Annotated in this window: 16 protein-coding genes; 8 read left to right on the top strand and 8 right to left on the bottom strand. The window is 64.1% G+C overall.

Annotated elements, in window-relative coordinates:
- Positions 1-15 precede the first annotated feature (15 nt).
- Complete coding sequence (locus tag PSEEN_RS20135; protein ID WP_011535407.1) at positions 16-1,653, top strand: 5-guanidino-2-oxopentanoate decarboxylase; 1,638 nt, start codon at positions 16-18, stop codon at positions 1,651-1,653.
- A gap of 73 nt (positions 1,654-1,726) precedes the next feature.
- On the opposite strand, the gene PSEEN_RS20130 is transcribed toward PSEEN_RS20135, so the two are convergent.
- Positions 1,727-2,647, bottom strand: a complete 921-nt coding sequence (locus PSEEN_RS20130; protein WP_011535406.1) for an AraC family transcriptional regulator — start codon at positions 2,645-2,647, stop codon at positions 1,727-1,729.
- A gap of 203 nt (positions 2,648-2,850) precedes the next feature.
- Between PSEEN_RS20130 and PSEEN_RS20125 the strand changes: the two genes are divergently transcribed.
- Together PSEEN_RS20125 and PSEEN_RS20120 are read left to right on the top strand one after the other, a co-directional pair.
- Positions 2,851-3,144 carry a putative quinol monooxygenase gene (locus PSEEN_RS20125; RefSeq protein WP_011535405.1) on the top strand — a complete coding sequence of 98 codons (294 nt, stop codon included), beginning with the start codon at positions 2,851-2,853 and terminating at the stop codon, positions 3,142-3,144.
- Positions 3,145-3,378: 234 nt separating this feature from the next.
- Positions 3,379-3,612 (top strand): hypothetical protein, encoded by a 234-nt coding sequence (locus PSEEN_RS20120; RefSeq protein ID WP_011535404.1) that lies wholly within the window; start codon positions 3,379-3,381, stop codon positions 3,610-3,612.
- Here PSEEN_RS20120 and PSEEN_RS20115 read toward each other — a convergent pair whose 3' ends face one another.
- Entirely contained in the window at positions 3,613-4,218 is a 606-nt protein-coding gene (locus PSEEN_RS20115) for a flavin reductase family protein (protein ID WP_011535403.1), read from the bottom strand.
- 118 nt (positions 4,219-4,336) lie between these two features.
- Positions 4,337-4,741 carry a hypothetical protein gene (locus PSEEN_RS20110; RefSeq protein WP_011535402.1) on the bottom strand — a complete coding sequence of 135 codons (405 nt, stop codon included), beginning with the start codon at positions 4,739-4,741 and terminating at the stop codon, positions 4,337-4,339.
- 359 nt (positions 4,742-5,100) lie between these two features.
- Here PSEEN_RS20110 and PSEEN_RS20105 point away from each other — a divergent pair, with 359 nt between their 5' ends.
- Positions 5,101-5,853, top strand: coding sequence for a COG4705 family protein (locus PSEEN_RS20105; protein ID WP_011535401.1), 753 nt, complete (start codon positions 5,101-5,103; stop codon positions 5,851-5,853).
- Between the two features lie 7 nt (positions 5,854-5,860).
- Here the strand turns inward: PSEEN_RS20105 and PSEEN_RS20100 are convergent, their stop codons facing one another.
- From PSEEN_RS20100 to bglX, 5 genes are all read right to left on the bottom strand, one after another.
- Positions 5,861-6,988, bottom strand: coding sequence for a Fic family protein (locus PSEEN_RS20100; protein WP_011535400.1), 1,128 nt, complete (start codon positions 6,986-6,988; stop codon positions 5,861-5,863).
- A 158-nt stretch (positions 6,989-7,146) separates the two neighbouring features.
- Positions 7,147-8,466, bottom strand: coding sequence for an MFS transporter (locus tag PSEEN_RS20095; protein WP_011535399.1), 1,320 nt, complete (start codon positions 8,464-8,466; stop codon positions 7,147-7,149).
- A 279-nt stretch (positions 8,467-8,745) separates the two neighbouring features.
- A complete protein-coding gene (locus tag PSEEN_RS20090) occupies positions 8,746-10,080 on the bottom strand; it encodes a sigma-54-dependent transcriptional regulator (protein WP_011535398.1) in 1,335 nt (444 codons plus the stop codon).
- Positions 10,074-11,831: an ATP-binding protein gene (locus PSEEN_RS20085; RefSeq protein WP_011535397.1), complete on the bottom strand. Its 1,758-nt coding sequence runs from the start codon at positions 11,829-11,831 to the stop codon at positions 10,074-10,076. Before PSEEN_RS20085 ends, PSEEN_RS20090 begins: the two co-directional genes overlap by 7 nt.
- Positions 11,832-11,949: 118 nt before the next feature.
- Positions 11,950-14,241, bottom strand: a complete 2,292-nt coding sequence (gene bglX, locus PSEEN_RS20080; protein ID WP_011535396.1) for a beta-glucosidase BglX — start codon at positions 14,239-14,241, stop codon at positions 11,950-11,952.
- A gap of 200 nt (positions 14,242-14,441) precedes the next feature.
- Here bglX and PSEEN_RS20075 point away from each other — a divergent pair, with 200 nt between their 5' ends.
- The 4 genes from PSEEN_RS20075 to PSEEN_RS20060 all read left to right on the top strand — a co-directional run bounded on the left by PSEEN_RS20075 (position 14,442) and on the right by PSEEN_RS20060 (position 17,481).
- Complete coding sequence (locus tag PSEEN_RS20075; RefSeq protein WP_011535395.1) at positions 14,442-15,050, top strand: TPM domain-containing protein; 609 nt, start codon at positions 14,442-14,444, stop codon at positions 15,048-15,050.
- A 230-nt stretch (positions 15,051-15,280) separates the two neighbouring features.
- A complete protein-coding gene (locus PSEEN_RS20070; RefSeq protein WP_011535394.1) occupies positions 15,281-16,501 on the top strand; it encodes a class I SAM-dependent methyltransferase in 1,221 nt (406 codons plus the stop codon).
- A 201-nt stretch (positions 16,502-16,702) separates the two neighbouring features.
- Positions 16,703-16,978 (top strand): hypothetical protein, encoded by a 276-nt coding sequence (locus PSEEN_RS20065; RefSeq protein WP_011535393.1) that lies wholly within the window; start codon positions 16,703-16,705, stop codon positions 16,976-16,978.
- Between the two features lie 2 nt (positions 16,979-16,980).
- Positions 16,981-17,481, top strand: a complete 501-nt coding sequence (locus PSEEN_RS20060) for a helix-turn-helix transcriptional regulator (RefSeq protein ID WP_011535392.1) — start codon at positions 16,981-16,983, stop codon at positions 17,479-17,481.
- Position 17,482 lies beyond the last annotated feature (1 nt).

Genomic DNA, 17,482 nt, shown 5'->3' with positions numbered 1-17,482 from the left:
TCGGGTATTCGAGCGATGGCAACCTGTGGCGAAGTGCTGGTAAAACTCCTCGAAGGCTATGGCGTGGACCATGTCTTCGGCATTCCTGGTGTGCATACCGTGGAACTCTACCGCGGCTTGGCGGCGTCCTCGATCCGCCATATCACCCCACGCCACGAGCAGGGCGCCGGGTTCATGGCCGACGGCTACGCGCGTACCCGTGGCAAGCCGGGGGTGTGCTTCATCATCACCGGCCCGGGCATGACCAACATCACCACCGCCATGGGCCAGGCCTACGCCGACTCGATTCCCATGCTGGTCATTTCCAGCGTGCAGTCCCGCGACCAGCTCGGTGGCGGGCGCGGCAAGCTGCATGAGCTGCCCAACCAGTCCGGCCTGGTGGCTGGCGTGGCGGCCTTCTCGCAGACGCTGATGAGCGCCGACGACCTGCCCCAGGTGCTGGCCCGCGCCTTCGCCGTGTTCGACGGTGCGCGGCCACGCCCGGTGCATATCGAGATTCCACTGGATGTGCTGGTCGAACCAGCCGATCACCTGCTGCCGGCCCGCCCGGTGCGCACCGCCCGAGCCGGTGCGGCGCCGCTGGCCGTGCAGCAGATGGCCGCGCGCCTGGCCAAGGCGCGCCGCCCGCTGATTCTTGCCGGGGGCGGTGCCCTGGATGCAGGCGACGCACTCCTCTTGCTGGCAGAGCATCTTCAGGCGCCGGTGGCCTTGACCATCAACGCCAAAGGCCTGTTGCCGGCCCGGCATCCATTGCAGGTCGGTTCGACCCAGACCTTGCCGGCCACCCGAGCGCTGGTGGCGGAGGCCGATGTGGTGCTGGCCATCGGCACCGAGCTGGCCGAGACCGATTACGACGTGACCTTCAAGGGCGGTTTCGAGATCCCTGGCAGCCTGCTGCGTATCGATATCGACCCTGACCAGACGGTACGCAACTACCTGCCGGAGCTGGCGCTGGTGGCCGATGCCGAGCAAGCGACCGAGGCCCTGCTGGTTGCCCTGCAATTGCAGGCGCAACCACCGCGTGAGGCCAGTTGGGGGGCAGCCCGCGCGGCCCGCCTGCGCCAGGACAATGCCGCCACCTGGGACCAACCGACCCTGAGCCAGATGCGTCTGTTGACCGGCATCCTGGAGGTATTGCCCGACGCCATCCTGGTAGGGGATTCGACCCAGCCGGTGTACACCGGCAACCTGACCCTGGACATGGCCCGGCCGCGTCGCTGGTTCAATGCCTCCACTGGCTACGGCACGCTCGGTTATGCCTTGCCGGCAGCCATGGGGGCGTGGCTGGGCAGCAGCGAGGTGCCTGCCAAGCGAGCACCTTCGGTCTGCCTGATCGGCGATGGCGGCCTGCAGTTCACCCTGCCGGAACTGGCCAGCGCGGTGGAGGCCCAGGTGCCGCTGATCGTGCTGCTGTGGAACAACCAGGGGTACGAGGAAATCAAGAAATACATGGTCAACCGGGCCATCGAGCCGGTCGGCGTGGATATCCATACGCCGGACTTCATCGGGGTGGCGCGGGCCTTGGGGGCAGAGGCGGAGCACGTCGCCGATGTGGCGCAATTGCAGGCGGCGCTGGGTCGGGCGGTGGAGCGCAAGGGGCCGACGTTGATCCAGGTGGACCAGGGGGAGTGGCAGCGGGCGGTGCAGGGCTGACGATGGCAGCGAAGGCTGCGCCTTCGGTTCGCCGGCAAGCCGGCTCCTACGAAGAACCGGCTTGCCGAGGGATTCAACCTGCGCTGGCGCGCAAGCGCGCCACATCGCGAATCGGTGGCGCGCCGTACAGGCGGCTGTACTCCCGGCTGAACTGCGAAGGGCTTTCATAGCCCACTCGATAGCCCGCCACCGCAGCTTCCAGCCCGTCATTGAGCATGAGCCGCCGCGCTTCCTGAAGGCGCAGCTGTTTCTGGTACTGCAACGGGCTCATCGAGGTCACCGCCTTGAAACGGTGATGCAGGGTCGAGGTGCTGAGGTTCACCTCGCGCGCCAGGTCCTCGATGCGCAGCGGTTCCTGGTAGTGCCGGTTGAGCCAGGCGATGGCCTGGCAAACCCGGTGCGTCTGGCTGTTGGACAGGGCGATTTCATACAGGCGCCAGCCTTGCGGGCCGCGCAGCACGCGGTACATCAGTTCGCGACGCACCAACGGGGCAAGCACCGCGATGTCTCTTGGCGTGTCGAGCAGACGCAATAGGCGCAACAGTGTATCGAGCAGCTGCGGATCGCTTTTTTCCACGAACAAGCCGCGCCCGGCGGATTGGTTGGGGACCAGCATCGGCCCGCTTTCGGCAATCAGCTGGCTGATCTGCGCAGGGTCGATGTCCAGGCGCAGCCCGAGGCAGGGGTGCTCGGGGCTGGCCTGGAGAATGGCGCCGGTGATGGGCAGGGTTACCGAGACCACCATGTAGTGCAGGGGGTCGTAGGTGTAGCGTTCATCGCCGAGGAACAGGGTTTTGCTGCCCTGGGCCAGGATGCACAAGGCCGGTTGTGCCAGGGCCGGCATCCCACGCACATCCTCTTCATAGCGGGTCAGGTACAGGTCATCGATCGCCGAGGCGGGGTCGTGGGGGCCTTTGGCGTGGCGCTGGATCAGCCCGGCCAGCTCCTGGCGTTGCTGTTCCAGGATCGGGTCCAGGGGCGGGGAAGTGGTCATGACGGGTTTCCTCTGCTGACCGTGGCAGCATAGGTTTGGGCAAGGGCGGGCGCTAGACGAAAGCTGCACGTCGCTTGCCTGATCCTGCCGCGCTGCAGGATCAGGCAAGCGCTCGGCAGTATCGGCCTAACGGCGCGCGCGGGCCAGCCCCTACGCTTGGCAGCCTGGTTCGTCCCGTCCGTAGCGCCTCAAGGAGATCGTTCATGACCCAACAACAACCGGTTACACACCTGGCTTTCATCCGCGCCAGCAACGGTCGTTCGGCGGAGCTCGGCGTGCGCCTGCGCGATTTGCTGGAGCCTTCGTTGCGGGCGCCGGGCTGCCTGAGTTTCAGTGTGCAGCGCTCGCAGGTCGATGCCGACCTGTGGCTGCTCAGTGGCAGCTGGAGCGATGAGCGGGCGATGAGTGGTTATTTCGCATCGCCCACGCTGGACGTATTTGGCGAGCTGGTGCAGGAACGGGTGGTCAGCAGTCTGGACTTGCACACGTTTGCCTGAATGCAGGGGGCAGGTTCACCAGTTATGGAGCAAGACTTACCCCGTTGACCTGATGCGGCCTTTGTAGGAGCGGCTTCAGCCGCGATTACCCGCGAAGCGGGTGCCAGGCACCGCGCCGCCTGTATCGCGGCTAAAGCCGCTCCTACAGACAGTTCGGGTTGGGTCTGCACAGGGGGAACGGTGGTGGCTGGGCGTGTAGAATGCCGACCCTTGAACAATCAGGCGGAGTGCAGCATGGCACGTAGAGAATTCCCCCACTTCGAAGCGGTTTCGGCGATGGTCCCGGTGGAGGGCGGCGGCTATCACGCGGCAATTGCCGTGAAGGCTCTGCACATGGGCGGCGCGCCGCGCTTCCACAAGGTCCTCGACGGGCAGGTGTTCAAGTCAGCTATGGCGGCCGACGAGGCAGCCTGTGCAGAGCTCGAACGCCTGCAGGGCGTCGCAGAGGAAGGCGAACTGATCTTCTGATCAGGCCTGCGGGCGGGCCATCTTGAACAGCTCACCCAGCGCGAAGTAGTCCGCTGGGCCGCCGCCACGCAGGATCGGCTCGGCGGCGGCGGTATCGTAGATGCCGTCCTTGAGCAGGTGCTCGGCAATATGTACGGCCACCACTTCGCCCAGGATCAGCCAGCTGGGCACGACTTCCTGGTCGACACGTTTGAGTTGCACGATCTGGCTGACCTTGCATTCGAAGCTCACCGGGCTTTCGCCCACGCGCGGCACCTTGACCACGTTCGACGCAGCTGGCGTCAGGCCACTCAACACGAACTCATCGATATCCGCCGCCACCGCAGCGCAGCTTTGGTTCATCTGCTCGGCCAGCGGGCGGGTGGCCAGGTTCCAGACGAACTCGCCGGTCTGCTCGATGTTGTTCAGGCTGTCTTTGCGCCCGACGCTGCAGAAACCGATGATCGGCGGAATGTAGTTGAAGGCATTGAAGAAGCTGTAGGGTGCCAGGTTCAGGCGGCCTTCGCGGTCGTGGCTGGAGATCCAGCCGATGGGCCGGGGGCCGACGATGGCATTGAACGGATCGTGGGGCAGGCCGTGGCCTTTGGCGGGTTCGTAGTAGTACATCTGCGCAAGGCCGCGAGGCCCTTCCTGTGTGGGAACGAGGCGCCTAGTGTGCCAAGGCTTTGCCTGGCTGAAAATGATCAAGCCCGGCCGAAGCCGGGCTGGTTGCACGCATCAGTGATCAGCTGATGCGGTGGCCGTTGGTACGGTCGAAGCCATCTTCGGCGAAGCGTTGGCCGTTGGTGCGGTCGAAGCCGTCTTCGGCGAAGCGCTGGCCGTTGGTACGGTCGAAGCCGTCTTCGGCGAAGCGCTGGCCGTTGGTGCGGTCGAAGCCGTCTTCGGCGAAGCGCTGGCCGTTGGTACGGTCGAAGCCGTCTTCGGTGAAGCGTTGGCCGTTGGTACGGTCGAAGCCATCTTCGGCGAAGCGCTGGCCGTTGGTACGGTCGAAACCATCTTCTGCATAAGTGGCTGCCTGGCTTTGCACGGCTGCGAAGCTGTGGGCGTTGGTGCGTTCGAAGCCATCTTCGGCGAAGGCGCCAGTTGCGATTACAGAAAGGGCCAGAGTGAGGATCAGTTTGTTTTTCATGGTGGTTGCTCCAGTTGAATCGTCGGGGGTTGTTGTTTCTATGGGTTCAATGCTACGCCAACAAATCAGATTAAAAAGCGCAAAAAATAACGATATAAAATCGAATTATTCGATTTGTTATCGCGCGATTCGTCCGGCAGAGGACGTAGCTGGGGTTTGTAGTGCGGTTTCGGTTGGCAAGTGCCGTGAGGCTGCTTCAGTAGCCACACCAAGGGTGTTAGGGGTGGATTAATGGCAAGTTAAGAGACAGGTCTTTTGATGTCCTGGGGTGAGCAAACGGATTTTTCATACAGAGCCAACCGATTTTTCAGGCAGGCTCAATCACCATCCGCCGCACTCAAACCCCGGAGCGGCAAACAATGAACAAACTCCCGCAAATCACCTTGGCCTTCTGGGTCATGAAGATCTGCGCTACCACCCTTGGCGAGACGGCGGGCGACCTGCTGTCGATGACACTCGATATCGGCTATGCCATGAGCTCGCTGCTGCTGATCAGCGTGTTCCTGGTCACCCTGGTCACCCAGCTCTACTCGCGTCGCTACCACCCCATGCTGTACTGGCTGGTGATTCTCTCCACCAGCACCGCCGGCACCACCATGTCCGACTTCATGGACCGCACCTTGGGCCTGGGTTACGCCACCGGCTCCGCAGTATTGATCGGCATCCTGCTGGCGACCTTCGCCCTCTGGCGCCTGAGCGGCAATCCGCTGGATGTCACTCGCATCAAGAACCGTGGTGGCGAGCTGTTCTACTGGGTGGCGATCCTGTTCTCCAACACCCTGGGCACCGCACTGGGTGACTACCTGGCCGACGACTCCGGGCTGGGCTTTGCCGGTGGCGCGCTGCTGATCGGCTCGGCAATCACCGTGGTGGCCGCGGCCCGCTACTGGACGAAGATTTCTGGCGTGGTGTTGTTCTGGATCGCCTTCGTACTGACCCGCCCGTTCGGCGCAACCTTGGGCGATGTGTTGACCAAGTCGCACGAGAAGGGTGGGCTGGACTTCGGCACGGTCGGCTCTTCGCTGGTGCTGGGTGGCGTGTTGCTGGTACTGGTGCTGATGGCCACGCATTTCCAGCGTCGCGAGCCACAGCGAGTAGCCGAGCTTTCCTAAGCCCTGCTCAAACCGCTTGAGTGTCAACCTGGTAGCGGGTACTGCGCCCGCCACCAGGCAAGCGAACCAGGCATCCCTTGGCCAGCAGGTCGGCCAGATGTCGAGTGGCTGTGGCTTTGGATACCTTGGCCACAGCCTGGTACTGGCTGGCGCTGATGCCCTCTTCGAAGCCACTGGGGCCGCCGTCGAGCAGACGATTGAGCACCTTGATCTGTTCTGCCTGCAAGCCATCGCCACGGTGGCTCTGCCAGAAGCGCGCCTTTGCCAGTACCCGGTCGATGCGCGTCAGGGCCTGCTGCAGACTGCGCAGCAATGTGGCGAGGAACCACCGAAGCCAGTCAGTGATGTCCAGGCCGCTTCGCTGGCTGCTCTCCAGCACGGCATAGTAGCCTGAGCGATCCTCCAGGATACTTTGGGACATTGCGTAGAAACGGATGGCTTGTTGCTCACCCTGTGCCAAGGCCAGGTCGGTGATTGCACGTGTCAGGCGGCCGTTGCCATCAGCGAACGGGTGCAGGGTGACGAACCAGAAATGGGCGACCCCCGCGCGCAGCAGTGGGTCGATTTGCGGGTCATTGCGGCTGGCCTCGAACCAGTCGAGAAATTGCTGCAGTTGCTGTTCCAGCCCCATGCGTGGTGGCGCCTCGAAGTGCACCCTGGGTTTGTCCATGCGTCCGGAGACCACTTGCATCGGTGTCGCGCCCCGCAATTCGCCAACCGGCAGCACGGGTGTCAACAGCGCGCCTGTTTCCGGAAACAACCAGCGGTGCCATGTGAACAGGCGTTGTTGCCCAAGCGCACGGTTGTAACCCTGCGTTGCATCCAGCATCAGGTCGGCCAGGCCCTCACTGCGTGCGCTGGTTGGCCCTGGCTCGTCGATACCCAGACGGCGAGCCAATGAGGAGCGCACTGATTCGACGTTGAGTTGTTCGCCTTCGATGGCGCAGGACGTGACAATATTCTGCAGCAGCGTGTCGAGGACCTCGCGGTTTGCGTTGACCTCGGCCACGGCGCCGGCCTTGCCCAGCAATCGCCCCTGCGCCTGCACGCACTCCCGCAAGAGAGTGGAGAGCTGGTGATTGTCCCAGTCAAAAGCAGGCCAGTCAGGTTGCTGCCAGATCCAGAAGGCGTCCATAGGGGGGCTCATTCTCGTTGATGAGCCGAATAATAGTGCTATTCGGCTCATTATGTGAGCCGAATAATCGTGCTATTTGGCTCACGTTCAGTACAGCCCCAAGAAAAAAGGGCGCCCCGTCAGACGGAGCGCCCCTTTTGCCATTCAGCGAACGTGGATCAGTCGGTGGTGATCCGCGAATGCTGCTTGGTGTCCTTCATGGTCGCGTACACCAGCAGCGAGCAGGCGATGCAGCCGGTGACGTACCAGTAGAAGCCGGTCTCCATGCCATTGCTCTTGAACCACAGGGCCACGTACTCGGCGGTGCCGCCGAAGATCGACACAGTCAGGGCGTAGGGCAGGCCGACACCCAGGGCGCGGATCTCGGTGGGGAACAGCTCGGCCTTCACCACGGCGTTGATCGAGGTGTAGCCGCTGACGATGATCAGCGCGGCCATGATCAGGAAGAACGCGCCCCACCAGGTCTGCACGGTGTGCAGGGTGCTGAGGATCGGCACGGTGAACAGGGTGCCGAGCACGCCGAAGGCGATCAGGATCGGGCGCCGGCCGATCTTGTCCGACAGGCCACCGATGATCGGTTGCAGGCACATGAACAGGAACAAAGTGGCCGCCGAGATGGTGGTCGAGTCGCTGATGCTCATGCCTACGGTGTTGACCAGGTACTTCTGCATGTAGGTGGTGTAGGTGTAGAAGGCCAGGGTGCCGCCCATGGTCAGGCCGACCACGGTCATCAGCTCTTTGGGATGGCGCATCAGGGTGCGCATCAGGCTCTCTTTGGACTTCTCCTTCTTGGTGAAGGAGGCGGTCTCTTCCATGCCACGGCGCAGGTACAGGGCGACCACCGCGCACAGCGCGCCGATCACGAACGGCACACGCCAGCCCCAGGCATACAGCTGCTCGGTGGTGAGCGTCTGTTGCAGGATGATCAGCACCGCCAACGCGATGAGCTGGCCGGAGATCAGGGTGACGTACTGGAAGCTGGAGAAGAAGCCGCGGCGTTCCTTGCTGGCCATCTCGCTGAGATAGGTGGCCGAGGTACCGTACTCGCCACCGACCGACAGGCCCTGCATCAGGCGGGCGACCACCAGCAGGATCGGTGCGGCAACGCCGATGGTTTCATAGCCCGGGGTGAGCGCGATCACCAGCGAGCCCGCGCACATCAGCAGTACCGAAGCCATCAACGCCGCCTTGCGGCCCTTGCGGTCGGCGTACAGGCCCATCAACCAGCCACCGATCGGGCGCATGAGGAAGCCCACGGCGAAGATCGCGGCGGTATTGAGCAGTTGTGCGGTGGTGTCGCCGGCGGGGAAGAAGGCCTTGGCGAAGTACAGCGAGAATGCGGCGTAGACGTACCAGTCGTACCATTCGACCATGTTGCCGATGGAACCACTGAAGATCGATTTGAGGCGGCTGGCGGTGGATTTTTCCACGGCGGGCGCAACGGCCGCCCCGGTGGGCAGAGTGCTGGCGTTATCCATCAGGGATACCTTCTCGTTGTTTTTGTGGAGCGCGCTCGAGGCGCAGCTTGAGAAGGGTTTTGCAGGAGGTGTGCCAAAGAGGGGCGCAGATGCCCATTTGCGGTGCGGGGGCTGTTCGCCAGCAAGGCTGGCTCCTACAGAGGGCGCGTATCACCTGGCCTGATGCGATCCCTGTAGGAGCCGGCCTTGCCGGCGAAAAACTTCATGACGATAAGGGTCGTGTCTGTAGGAATAGGCGGATTCTTGCTCGTTGGCGGTCAGCGATAGGCGGATTTCCGCTCACTCGCGCTCGACAAAATCCTCTCGCACCAACCCGTGCCGTTGCATTTTCTCGTTCAGCGTCCGCCGCGGTAGCTGCAATGCCTCCATCACACCCTTGATCTCACCCTTGTGCAGGCGCAACGAAGCCCGCAGGCATTGCGCCTCGAACGCTTCCATCTGGTCGGCCAGTGACTGGCCAGCGGGGCTTTCTTCCAGATTCGGCGAGCCCAACCCCAACGCATGGCGCTCGGCGGCATTGGCCAGCTCGCGCACGTTGCCCGGCCAATCATGGGTCAGCAGCCGCGCAAGCTGCGCACCGCCCAGCGGTGGTGCGCTACGCCCCAGGCGCTCAGCGGTGGCACGGGCGAAATGCTCGAACAGCAGGGGAATATCCTCGCGTCGTTCACGCAAGGGCGCCAGGCGCAGTTCGGCGACATTCAGCCGATAGGCCAGGTCTTCGCGAAAGCGTCCGGCGCGGGCCTCTTCAAGCAGGTCGGGCTTGGTCGCGGCAATGATGCGCAGGTCGACGGCGATGCTCTGGTTGGCGCCAAGCCGCTCGAGCTTCTGCTCCTGGATCACCCTGAGCAGCTTGGCTTGCTGAGCCAGTGGCATGCTTTCGATCTCGTCGAGGAACACCGTGCCGCCGTTGGCGTACTCCAGCTTGCCGATGCGCTTGCCCTGGGCGCCGGTGAAGGCGCCACTTTCATGGCCGAACAGCTCGGCCTCGAACAGGGCTTCGGGAATGGCCGCGCAATTGAGCGCGACGAACGGCTTGTCGGCGCGCGGGCCGAAGTCGTGCAGGCAGCGGGCCACGCGCTCCTTGCCGCTACCGGTTTCGCCACGGATCAGCACGTTGACCGGCAGGCTCGCCAGGTCCAGCACCTGGCGACGCAATTGCTGCAAGCCCTGGGACATGCCCAGCAGGGTCATCTCCAGTTTGCCTCGCAGGTCGGCCTGTTCGTGCAGGCGGCGGTTCTCCAGCACCAGCTGGCGCTTTTCCAGGGCGCGGTGCAGGCTGCCCATCAGGTGCTGGGGGGTGAAAGGTTTTTCCAGGAAGTCGTAGGCACCGTTGCGCATGGCGTCCACCGCCATGGGCACATCGCCGTGGCCGGTCAGCAGGATCACCGGCAGGTCGGGATCCTCGGCCTGCAACCGCTCGAGCAGTTGCAGGCCGGACAGCCCAGGCATGCGCACATCGCTGAGGATCACCCCGGGGAAGTGCTTGGGCAGCTGTGCCAGGCAGTCCTCGCCACGGGCGAACAGTTGCACATTGAAACCCGACAGGCTCAGCCACTGCTCCACGGCGGTGCGGATGCTGGCTTCGTCGTCGACGACGATCACGGAATTCAACATACAGGCTCCAGGTCGCGGGGCAGGGTGAGGCTGAAGCGTGCGCCGCCCGGCAGGTTCTCGACCTGCAGGCTGCCACCGGCATCGATGACAATGCCATAGGAGATTGCCAGGCCCAGGCCCAGGCCTTCGCCCACCGGCTTGGTGGTGAAGAACGGATCGAACACCTTGGCCAGGTCGGCATCCGCGATGCCACCGCCGGAATCGAGCACGCTCAGGCGCCAAAGACTCGCGTCGGCCTCGATGCGGATCTCCAGGCGTTTGTAGCGCTTGTCGGCCATGGCGTCGAGGGCATTGCGCAACAGGTTGATCAGCACCTGCTCCAGGCGGATCGCGTCGCCGCGCACCCAGGCCGGGCGCGCCAGGTACAGGGCCACCTCGACGTCCTCGGCGCGAATGCGCGCCTCCAGCAGGTGCAGGGCTTGATCGACCACGGTGGCCAGGTCGAGGCGTTCGCGCAGGCCGCCGGGGCTGTTGCGGGCGAAGGTCTTCAGGTGCCCGGTGAGCGCGGCCATGCGCGTCAGCATCTGTTCCAGCGGCTCCAGGGCCAGGCGGGCTTGTTCGTGGCGGCCCTGGTCGAGCAGCAGGCGCAGGGTTTCCAGCTGCATGCGCTGGGTGGTCAGCGGCTGGTTGATCTCGTGGGCGAGGGCGGCCGACATCTGCCCCAGCGCCGCCAGCTTGGCCGATTGCACCAGGCCTTCCTGGGCGGTGCGCAGTTCGCGGGTGCGCTCTTCCACTTGGCGTTTGAGCACTTCGCGGCTGCGCTGGCGCAGGCGGGCCAGGCGCAGGCGCTGGCTGACGAACAGCGCGGCGAACACCAGGCTCAGCCAGATCGCGGCGGCGGCCAGGGCGGCGTTGCGACCGTCCTCGGCCACCTGGGGTTTGCGCAGCAGGTGCAGGGTCCAGCCTTCGGCCTCCAGGGGCAAGCTTTCCCACAGGTACTCGGCATTGCCATCCGGGCCCTGTACTCGGGCCAGGTGGCTGTTTTCGGTGAAACGGGTCAAGGCTTGGTGCTGCAGGGGCACCAGGGGTTGTTTGTCGTACTGGCGGGTTTCGGCCAGTTCAGCGCGGTCGGCGCCGCTCAGTGGCTGCAACTCGCGATAGCGCCAACCTTCCTGGTTGGCGATGAAGGTGATGCCGCGGGCATCGCTGACCAGCAGGATGTCGCTACCCTGGCGCCATTCGCGTTCGAGCTCGGGGAACTCCAGCTTGACCACCATGGCGCCGAGGAAGCGGCCATGCTCGTCGTTCACCGCGCTGGACAGGAAGTAACCCGGCACGCCGCTGGTCACGCCGACCGCGTAGAAGCGGCCGCTGCCTTGGCTGCGGGTCTGTTTGAAATAGGGGCGGAAGCCATAGTTCGAGCCGACGTAGGTGGTCGGCAGGCGCCAGTTGCTGGCCGCGATGGCCAGGCCTGTGCGGTCGAGCAGCTCCAGGGTCGAGGAGTTGGCGGCGCCGTTGATGCGTTCGAGCTTGCGGTTCAGAGCGTCCTGCACCTGCTCGGTGACCGGGCCGCGCAAGGCGTCGACCAGCTCCGGGTCCAGTGCCAGCACGGCAGGCAGGGCGCGGTAGCGTTCGATCAGGGTGTGCAGGGCGTTGGCGTACAAGCCCAGTTGCTGGCTGGCTCGGCGGGCGTCGGTTTCCAGCGCCTGGCGTTTGGCCTGGTGCATGGCCCAGCCGGCGCTGAGGGAGGTGCCGACCAGGATCAGCAGGATGATCAGACCCAGGCGCAGGGCGCGGAAGGATGAGGGCATGGGGCGGATCCGGGATCTTGGTTGTCTGTGCCGGCCTCATCGCGGGGCAAGCCCGCTCCTACAGGAAGATGTGAAGCCTTGTAGGAGCGGGCTTGTCCCGCAAAGGAGCCGTACCTGCTTAACGCAGCTCGAAGCTCTGCTGCTGCACCGCTTGTGAATCGAGGCCGACCTGGACATTGAATTGCCCCGGCTCGGCCACCCGCTGCAGCTGGCCATTGTAGAACTTCAGGTCTTCCTCATTGATGTCGAAGGTCAAGGTTCGCGACTCGCCGGCCTTGAGCATCAGCTTCTGGAAGTTCTTCAGCTCCTTGACCGGGCGGCTCATCGAGGCGCTTTCATCCTGAATGTACAACTGCACCACGGTCTCGCCATCGCGCTTGCCAGTGTTCTTCACGGTCACCTTGGCCTGCAGGTTGCCACCACGCTTGAGTTCCTTCTGCGACAGCGCCAGGCCCGACAGGTCGAAGCTGGTGTAGCTCAGGCCGTAGCCGAACGGATACAGCGGGCCATTCGGTTCTTCGAAGTACTGCGAGGTGTAGTTGCCAGGCTTGCCGGGGGTGAACGGGCGGCCGATGCGCATGTGGTTGTAGTACATCGGGATTTGCCCGACCGAGCGCGGGAAGGTGATGGCCAGGCGGCCGGATGGGTTGTAGTCACCGAACAGCACGTCGGCGATGGCGTTGCCGCCTTCGGTGCCGCTGAACCAGGTTTCGAGGAGGGCGTCGGCCTGTTCGCGTTCCCAGGCGATCGACAACGGGCGGCCGTTCATCAGCACCAGCACCAGCGGTTTGCCGGTGGCTTTCAGCGCCTTGATCAGGTCGCGTTGCACCGCCGGGATTTCCAGGGTGGTGCGGCTCGACGACTCATGGGACATGCCACGGGACTCGCCGACCACGGCCACCACCACGTCCGACTGTTGCGCGGCCTTGACCGCTTCGTCGATCAATACTGCGGCCGGGCGTGGGTCGTTGACGATTTCCGGGGCGTCGAAGTTGAGGAAGTTCAGGTAGTCGAACATGGCTTTGTCGCCGGTCACGTTCGAACCCTTGGCGTAGACCAGCTTGGCCTTGCCTTCGACGGCACGGCGCAGGCCCTCGCGCACGGTGACCGAGTGTTGTGGTTTACCGTCGGCTGCCCAGCTGCCCATCATGTCGATCGGCGCATCGGCCAGGGGGCCGACCAGGGCGATGGTGCCGGCCTTTTTCAGTGGCAGGGTCTGCTCGCGGTTCTCCAGCAGCACCAGGCCACGGCGTGCCACGTCGCGTGCGGTGGCACGGTGCAGGCGGTCGTCGGCGTAGTAGTCCTTCAGGTCGGTTTCGGCCTTGGGAATGCGCACATAGGGGTCTTTGAACAGCCCCATGTCGTACTTGGCGCCCAGTACCTCACGCACTGCCTGGTCCAGTTCGGCCTGGCTGACTTCGCCGGACTTCAGCAGCCCCGGCAGCTCTTCGCCGTAGAGGGTGTCGTTCATGCTCATGTCGATGCCGGCCTTGATCGCCAGCTTGGCCGCCTCACGGCCGTCGCGGGCGACGCCGTGGCGGATCAGCTCCTGGATGGCGCCGTGGTCGCTGATGGTCACGCCCTTGAAGCCCCATTCCTTGCGCAGCAGGTCGTTCATCAGCCAGGTGTTGGAGGTGGCCGGCACGCCATTGATCGAGTTCAACGCCACCATCACCCCGCCGGCACCGGCGTCGAGCGCGGCGCGGTAGGGGGGCAGGTAGTCGTTGTACATCTTCGTCAGGCTCATATCGACCGTGTTGTAGTCGCGTCCGCCTTCCACCGCGCCGTACAGGGCGAAGTGCTTGACGATGGCCATGATGCTGTCGGGGTTGGCCGGGCTTGAGCCCTGGAACGACTTGACCATCACCTGGCCGATCTTCGAGGTCAGGTAGGTGTCTTCGCCAAAGCCTTCGCTGGTGCGGCCCCAGCGCGGGTCCCGGGCGATGTCGACCATCGGCGCGAAGGTCATGTCCAGGGAATCGGCGGCAGCCTCGATGGCCGAGGTGCGGCCGACCTTGGCGATGGCGTCCATGTCCCAGGACGAGGCCAGGCCCAGGCCGATCGGGAAGATGGTGCGTTCACCGTGGATGGTGTCGTAGGCGAAGAACATCGGGATCTTCAGGCGGCTGCGCATGGCGGCGTCCTGCATTGGCCGGTTCTCGGGGGCGGTACGGGAGTTGAAGGTACCGCCGATGCGCCCGGCGGCGATCTCCTCGCGGATCTTCTCGCGGGGCATTTCGGGGCCGATGCTGATCAGGCGCAACTGGCCGATTTTCTCGGCTTCGGTCATCTGGCCAATCAGATGGTCGATGAAGGCCTGCTTGTCCTGCAGGGGCGGGGCGGGGGTGGCGGCAAGGGCCGCCTGACTGGCAAGGCCCATGGCCAGGCCCAGCAAAGACAGTTTCATCATCAATTCCGTTGTTGAGTGAGGCGAAAGGCCGAGACTATTCGTACGTCTGTTGTTGTCGTGTCCACTGGCGATTTTAGGGATCATTCATCCATGATCCGACGCAGCCGCGGATTATGCCTTATATGAAGCCTTTGTTGAGATACACTCTCGCCACCCCGATGCCGGGATAACAACGATAAGAACGCTCGAGAGACGATGGCATGACCGAATACGAACAGCGCCAGATCGCCGAGGCGATCGCCCGCGCCGAGCGGCGCACCGACGCGGAACTGGTGACCGTGCTGGCCCGCCGCGCCGACGACTTCCCCTATCTTCCGTTGCTCTGGGCCGCCCTGTTGGCGTTGCTGGTGCCCGGCGTGCTGCACCTGTGGCTGGGCGGGATCGGGGTCAATGGCCTGCTGCTGGCGCAGATGCTGACCTTCATCAGCCTGTGCCTGCTGTTGCGTCACCCTCGCTTGTCCGCCTGGGTGGTGCCTGCCGTGCTGCGCCGCCGGCGCGCCTCTGGGTTGGCCCGCCAGCAGTTTCTCGAACTCAACCTGCAGCGCACCGCTGGCGCCACCGGGGTGCTGATCTTTGTCAGCGAAGCCGAGCGGCATGTCGAGATCCTGGTCGACGAGGGCATCGCCCGGCACCTGCCGGAGCAGGCGCGCGAGGTCATCGTAGCCCGGTTCACCGAACAGGTGCGCCAGGGGCGGACGTTGCAAGGGTTCGTCGAGTGCATCGAGGCCTGTGGTGAACTGCTCAGCGAGCATGTGCCGCCGACCCATGCGCGTAATGAGCTGCCCAATCGGTTAGTGATTCTCGACTGAGTGCACAGCACAACGTCTTGTGCTGCCTGCAGTGGCCCTTTCGCCGGCAAAGCCGGCTCCTACAGGTTCAGTGCCGCTCTTGAGGTTGGTGCGGTCCCTGTAGGAACGGGCTTGACCCGCGAACACCGGCATGGCCGGTGCCATGCACAGGGGTTCGCGGGGGACCTGCATCAACGTAGAATGTGCGGCATTGCGCATAGCGCCCCCGCATTCCGAGGCACCCGTTCCCCATGTCTTCCCCTTCCTCCGCCCCCAATACGCCGGACGCGCGTGCCCAGTTCCTCGACCTGCTGGCCGACGCCCTGGCCGACGGCAGCCTGAGCAAGCTGGTGCTGGCGCGCCATGTCGGCGCCGACCAGACGCTGCAACGGATCATCGCCAAGCCGGTGCAGATCAAGGGCGAGATGAACCTGCAACTGGTCTACCGCCACCAGACCCGCGACATCACCCGCAACCTGCCGCTGGAGCCGGCGCAGGCACTGGTCGCCGACCTGCTGCCGGAGAGCTTTCGCAACGCCCACCTGTTCACCGCTACCGGCGAAGTGCAACTGGAATTCAGCAAGAAGGGCAAGCCGATGCTGCGCCGTCACCTGGCCCAGCAGGCATCGCGCGAAGCAACCACAGGCGGGCATGACCGGGAGAAGAAGCGTTACCTGGAGCTGTCGCGGCCTTTCCTTCGCGACTTGGGCGTGACCGATGCGCAAGGCGCGCTGATCCCCTCGATGTCGCGCAAGTGGAAGCAGATCAACAAGTTCATCGAAGTCTTCGACCACGCCCTCAGCGGCGCCCCGGTGACCGCGCAGCAACCCCTGCGGGTGGCCGATTTCGGCTCGGGCAAGGGCTACCTGACCTTCGCCATGCACGACTACCTACGCAATACCTTGGGGCGTGAGGCGCAAGTAACAGGCGTGGAACTGCGCCAGGACATGGTCGAGCTGTGCAATGCGGCAGCCGCACGGCTGGAGCACCCGGGGCTGGTGTTCGAATGTGGCGACGTGCGCAGCGTGGTGCCCGAGGCCATCGAGGTGATGATTGCCCTGCACGCCTGTGATATCGCCACCGATTACGCCATCCATACCGGTATCCGCTGCAACGCCGCGATCATCATGTGCTCGCCGTGCTGCCACAAGCAGATCCGTCCGCAACTGCACAGCCCAGGCATGCTGCAGCCGATGCTGCAGTACGGCCTGCATCTGGGCCAGCAAGCCGAGATGCTTACCGACAGCCTGCGTGCACTGTACCTCGAGGCCTGTGGCTACGAGACCAAGGTCTTCGAGTTCATTTCGTTGGAGCACACCAACAAGAACAAGATGATCCTCGCGGTCAAGCGCCGACAGCCGCAGGACAACACCGCGTTGCTGGAAAAGATCGGCCAGTTGAAGGCGTTCTATGGGGTCCGGGAGCATTGCCTGGAAACCCTGTTGCAGGCCGACGGGTTGATTGTCGGATAGCCCGTTGCCTGTTTCAGAGGCTGTTGCAACGCTGCCCTTGTTTGCGCAAATTCCCTGTTTCCCATAGGCCTTATCCCAAGCTGAAGGAATGGGGCTTTTGGGCGCGCCGCAGATTCTAGGCTGGGTCGGGAAGACACTCGTCGGTGTCTTTTGGTTGTCACTTGACAACCCTGTTCCCCTGCCCATACTGGAGCGCAATCGATGGCCCGCCTCACCCACCCCAGCAAGGAAATCGAGCAGACGCTGAAGCACGCCGAGGCGCAGGGCTGGCGAGTCGTGGTGGGCGGCGGCCATTGCTGGGGGCGGATCTACTGCCCCAACAACGATCTCGAATGCCGTTGTGGTGAGTTCTGCATCACCAGTATCTGGAGCACGCCCCGAAACCCAGGCACCTTTGCCCGCCAGTTGCGCAGGGTCGTGGACAACTGCACGTCGAAGGGTGTGAACCTCAAGTCGCGAAGCCGAGTGGAGCCATGACGATGGAATACGAATTCACCCTGAAGTACCAACTGGTCGATGGTGAGGATGTCGACGCGTTGGTCGAGCAACTGGGGGAGGCTGGCTGTGATGACGCCGTCGTGGGGACTGGCCTGCCCGGCAGGATGGCCTTGTTCTTCACCCGGCAGGCCGGGTGCGCGCAAGACGCCCTTCACAGCGCCTTGGCGGATGTCCGGCGGGTTGCCCCGCAAGCCCGGTTGATCGAGGCCGCCCCCGATCTGGTAGGGCTGACCGATGTGGCGCAACTGGTGGGGGTTTCCCGGCAGAACATGCGCAAGCTCATGCTCACCCATCCCTACAGCTTTCCGGCGCCGGTACACGAAGGCACGGCCTCGATCTGGCACCTGGCCGATATCCTTTGCTGGATGCAGGCGCGAGGCACCTGCACGGTGGCCCAGGACATCGTCGACCTGGCCCTTGCTGCGATGCGGGTGAACGTTGTCGCGGCGCACGATCGGGTATGTGGTGAGGGTGAATGCTGAA

Source organism: Pseudomonas entomophila L48 (genome assembly GCF_000026105.1).
Lineage (GTDB): Bacteria > Pseudomonadota > Gammaproteobacteria > Pseudomonadales > Pseudomonadaceae > Aquipseudomonas > Aquipseudomonas entomophila.
The sequence above is the reverse complement of the archived record's forward strand: the minus strand, read 5'-3'. Positions and strand labels throughout refer to the sequence as shown.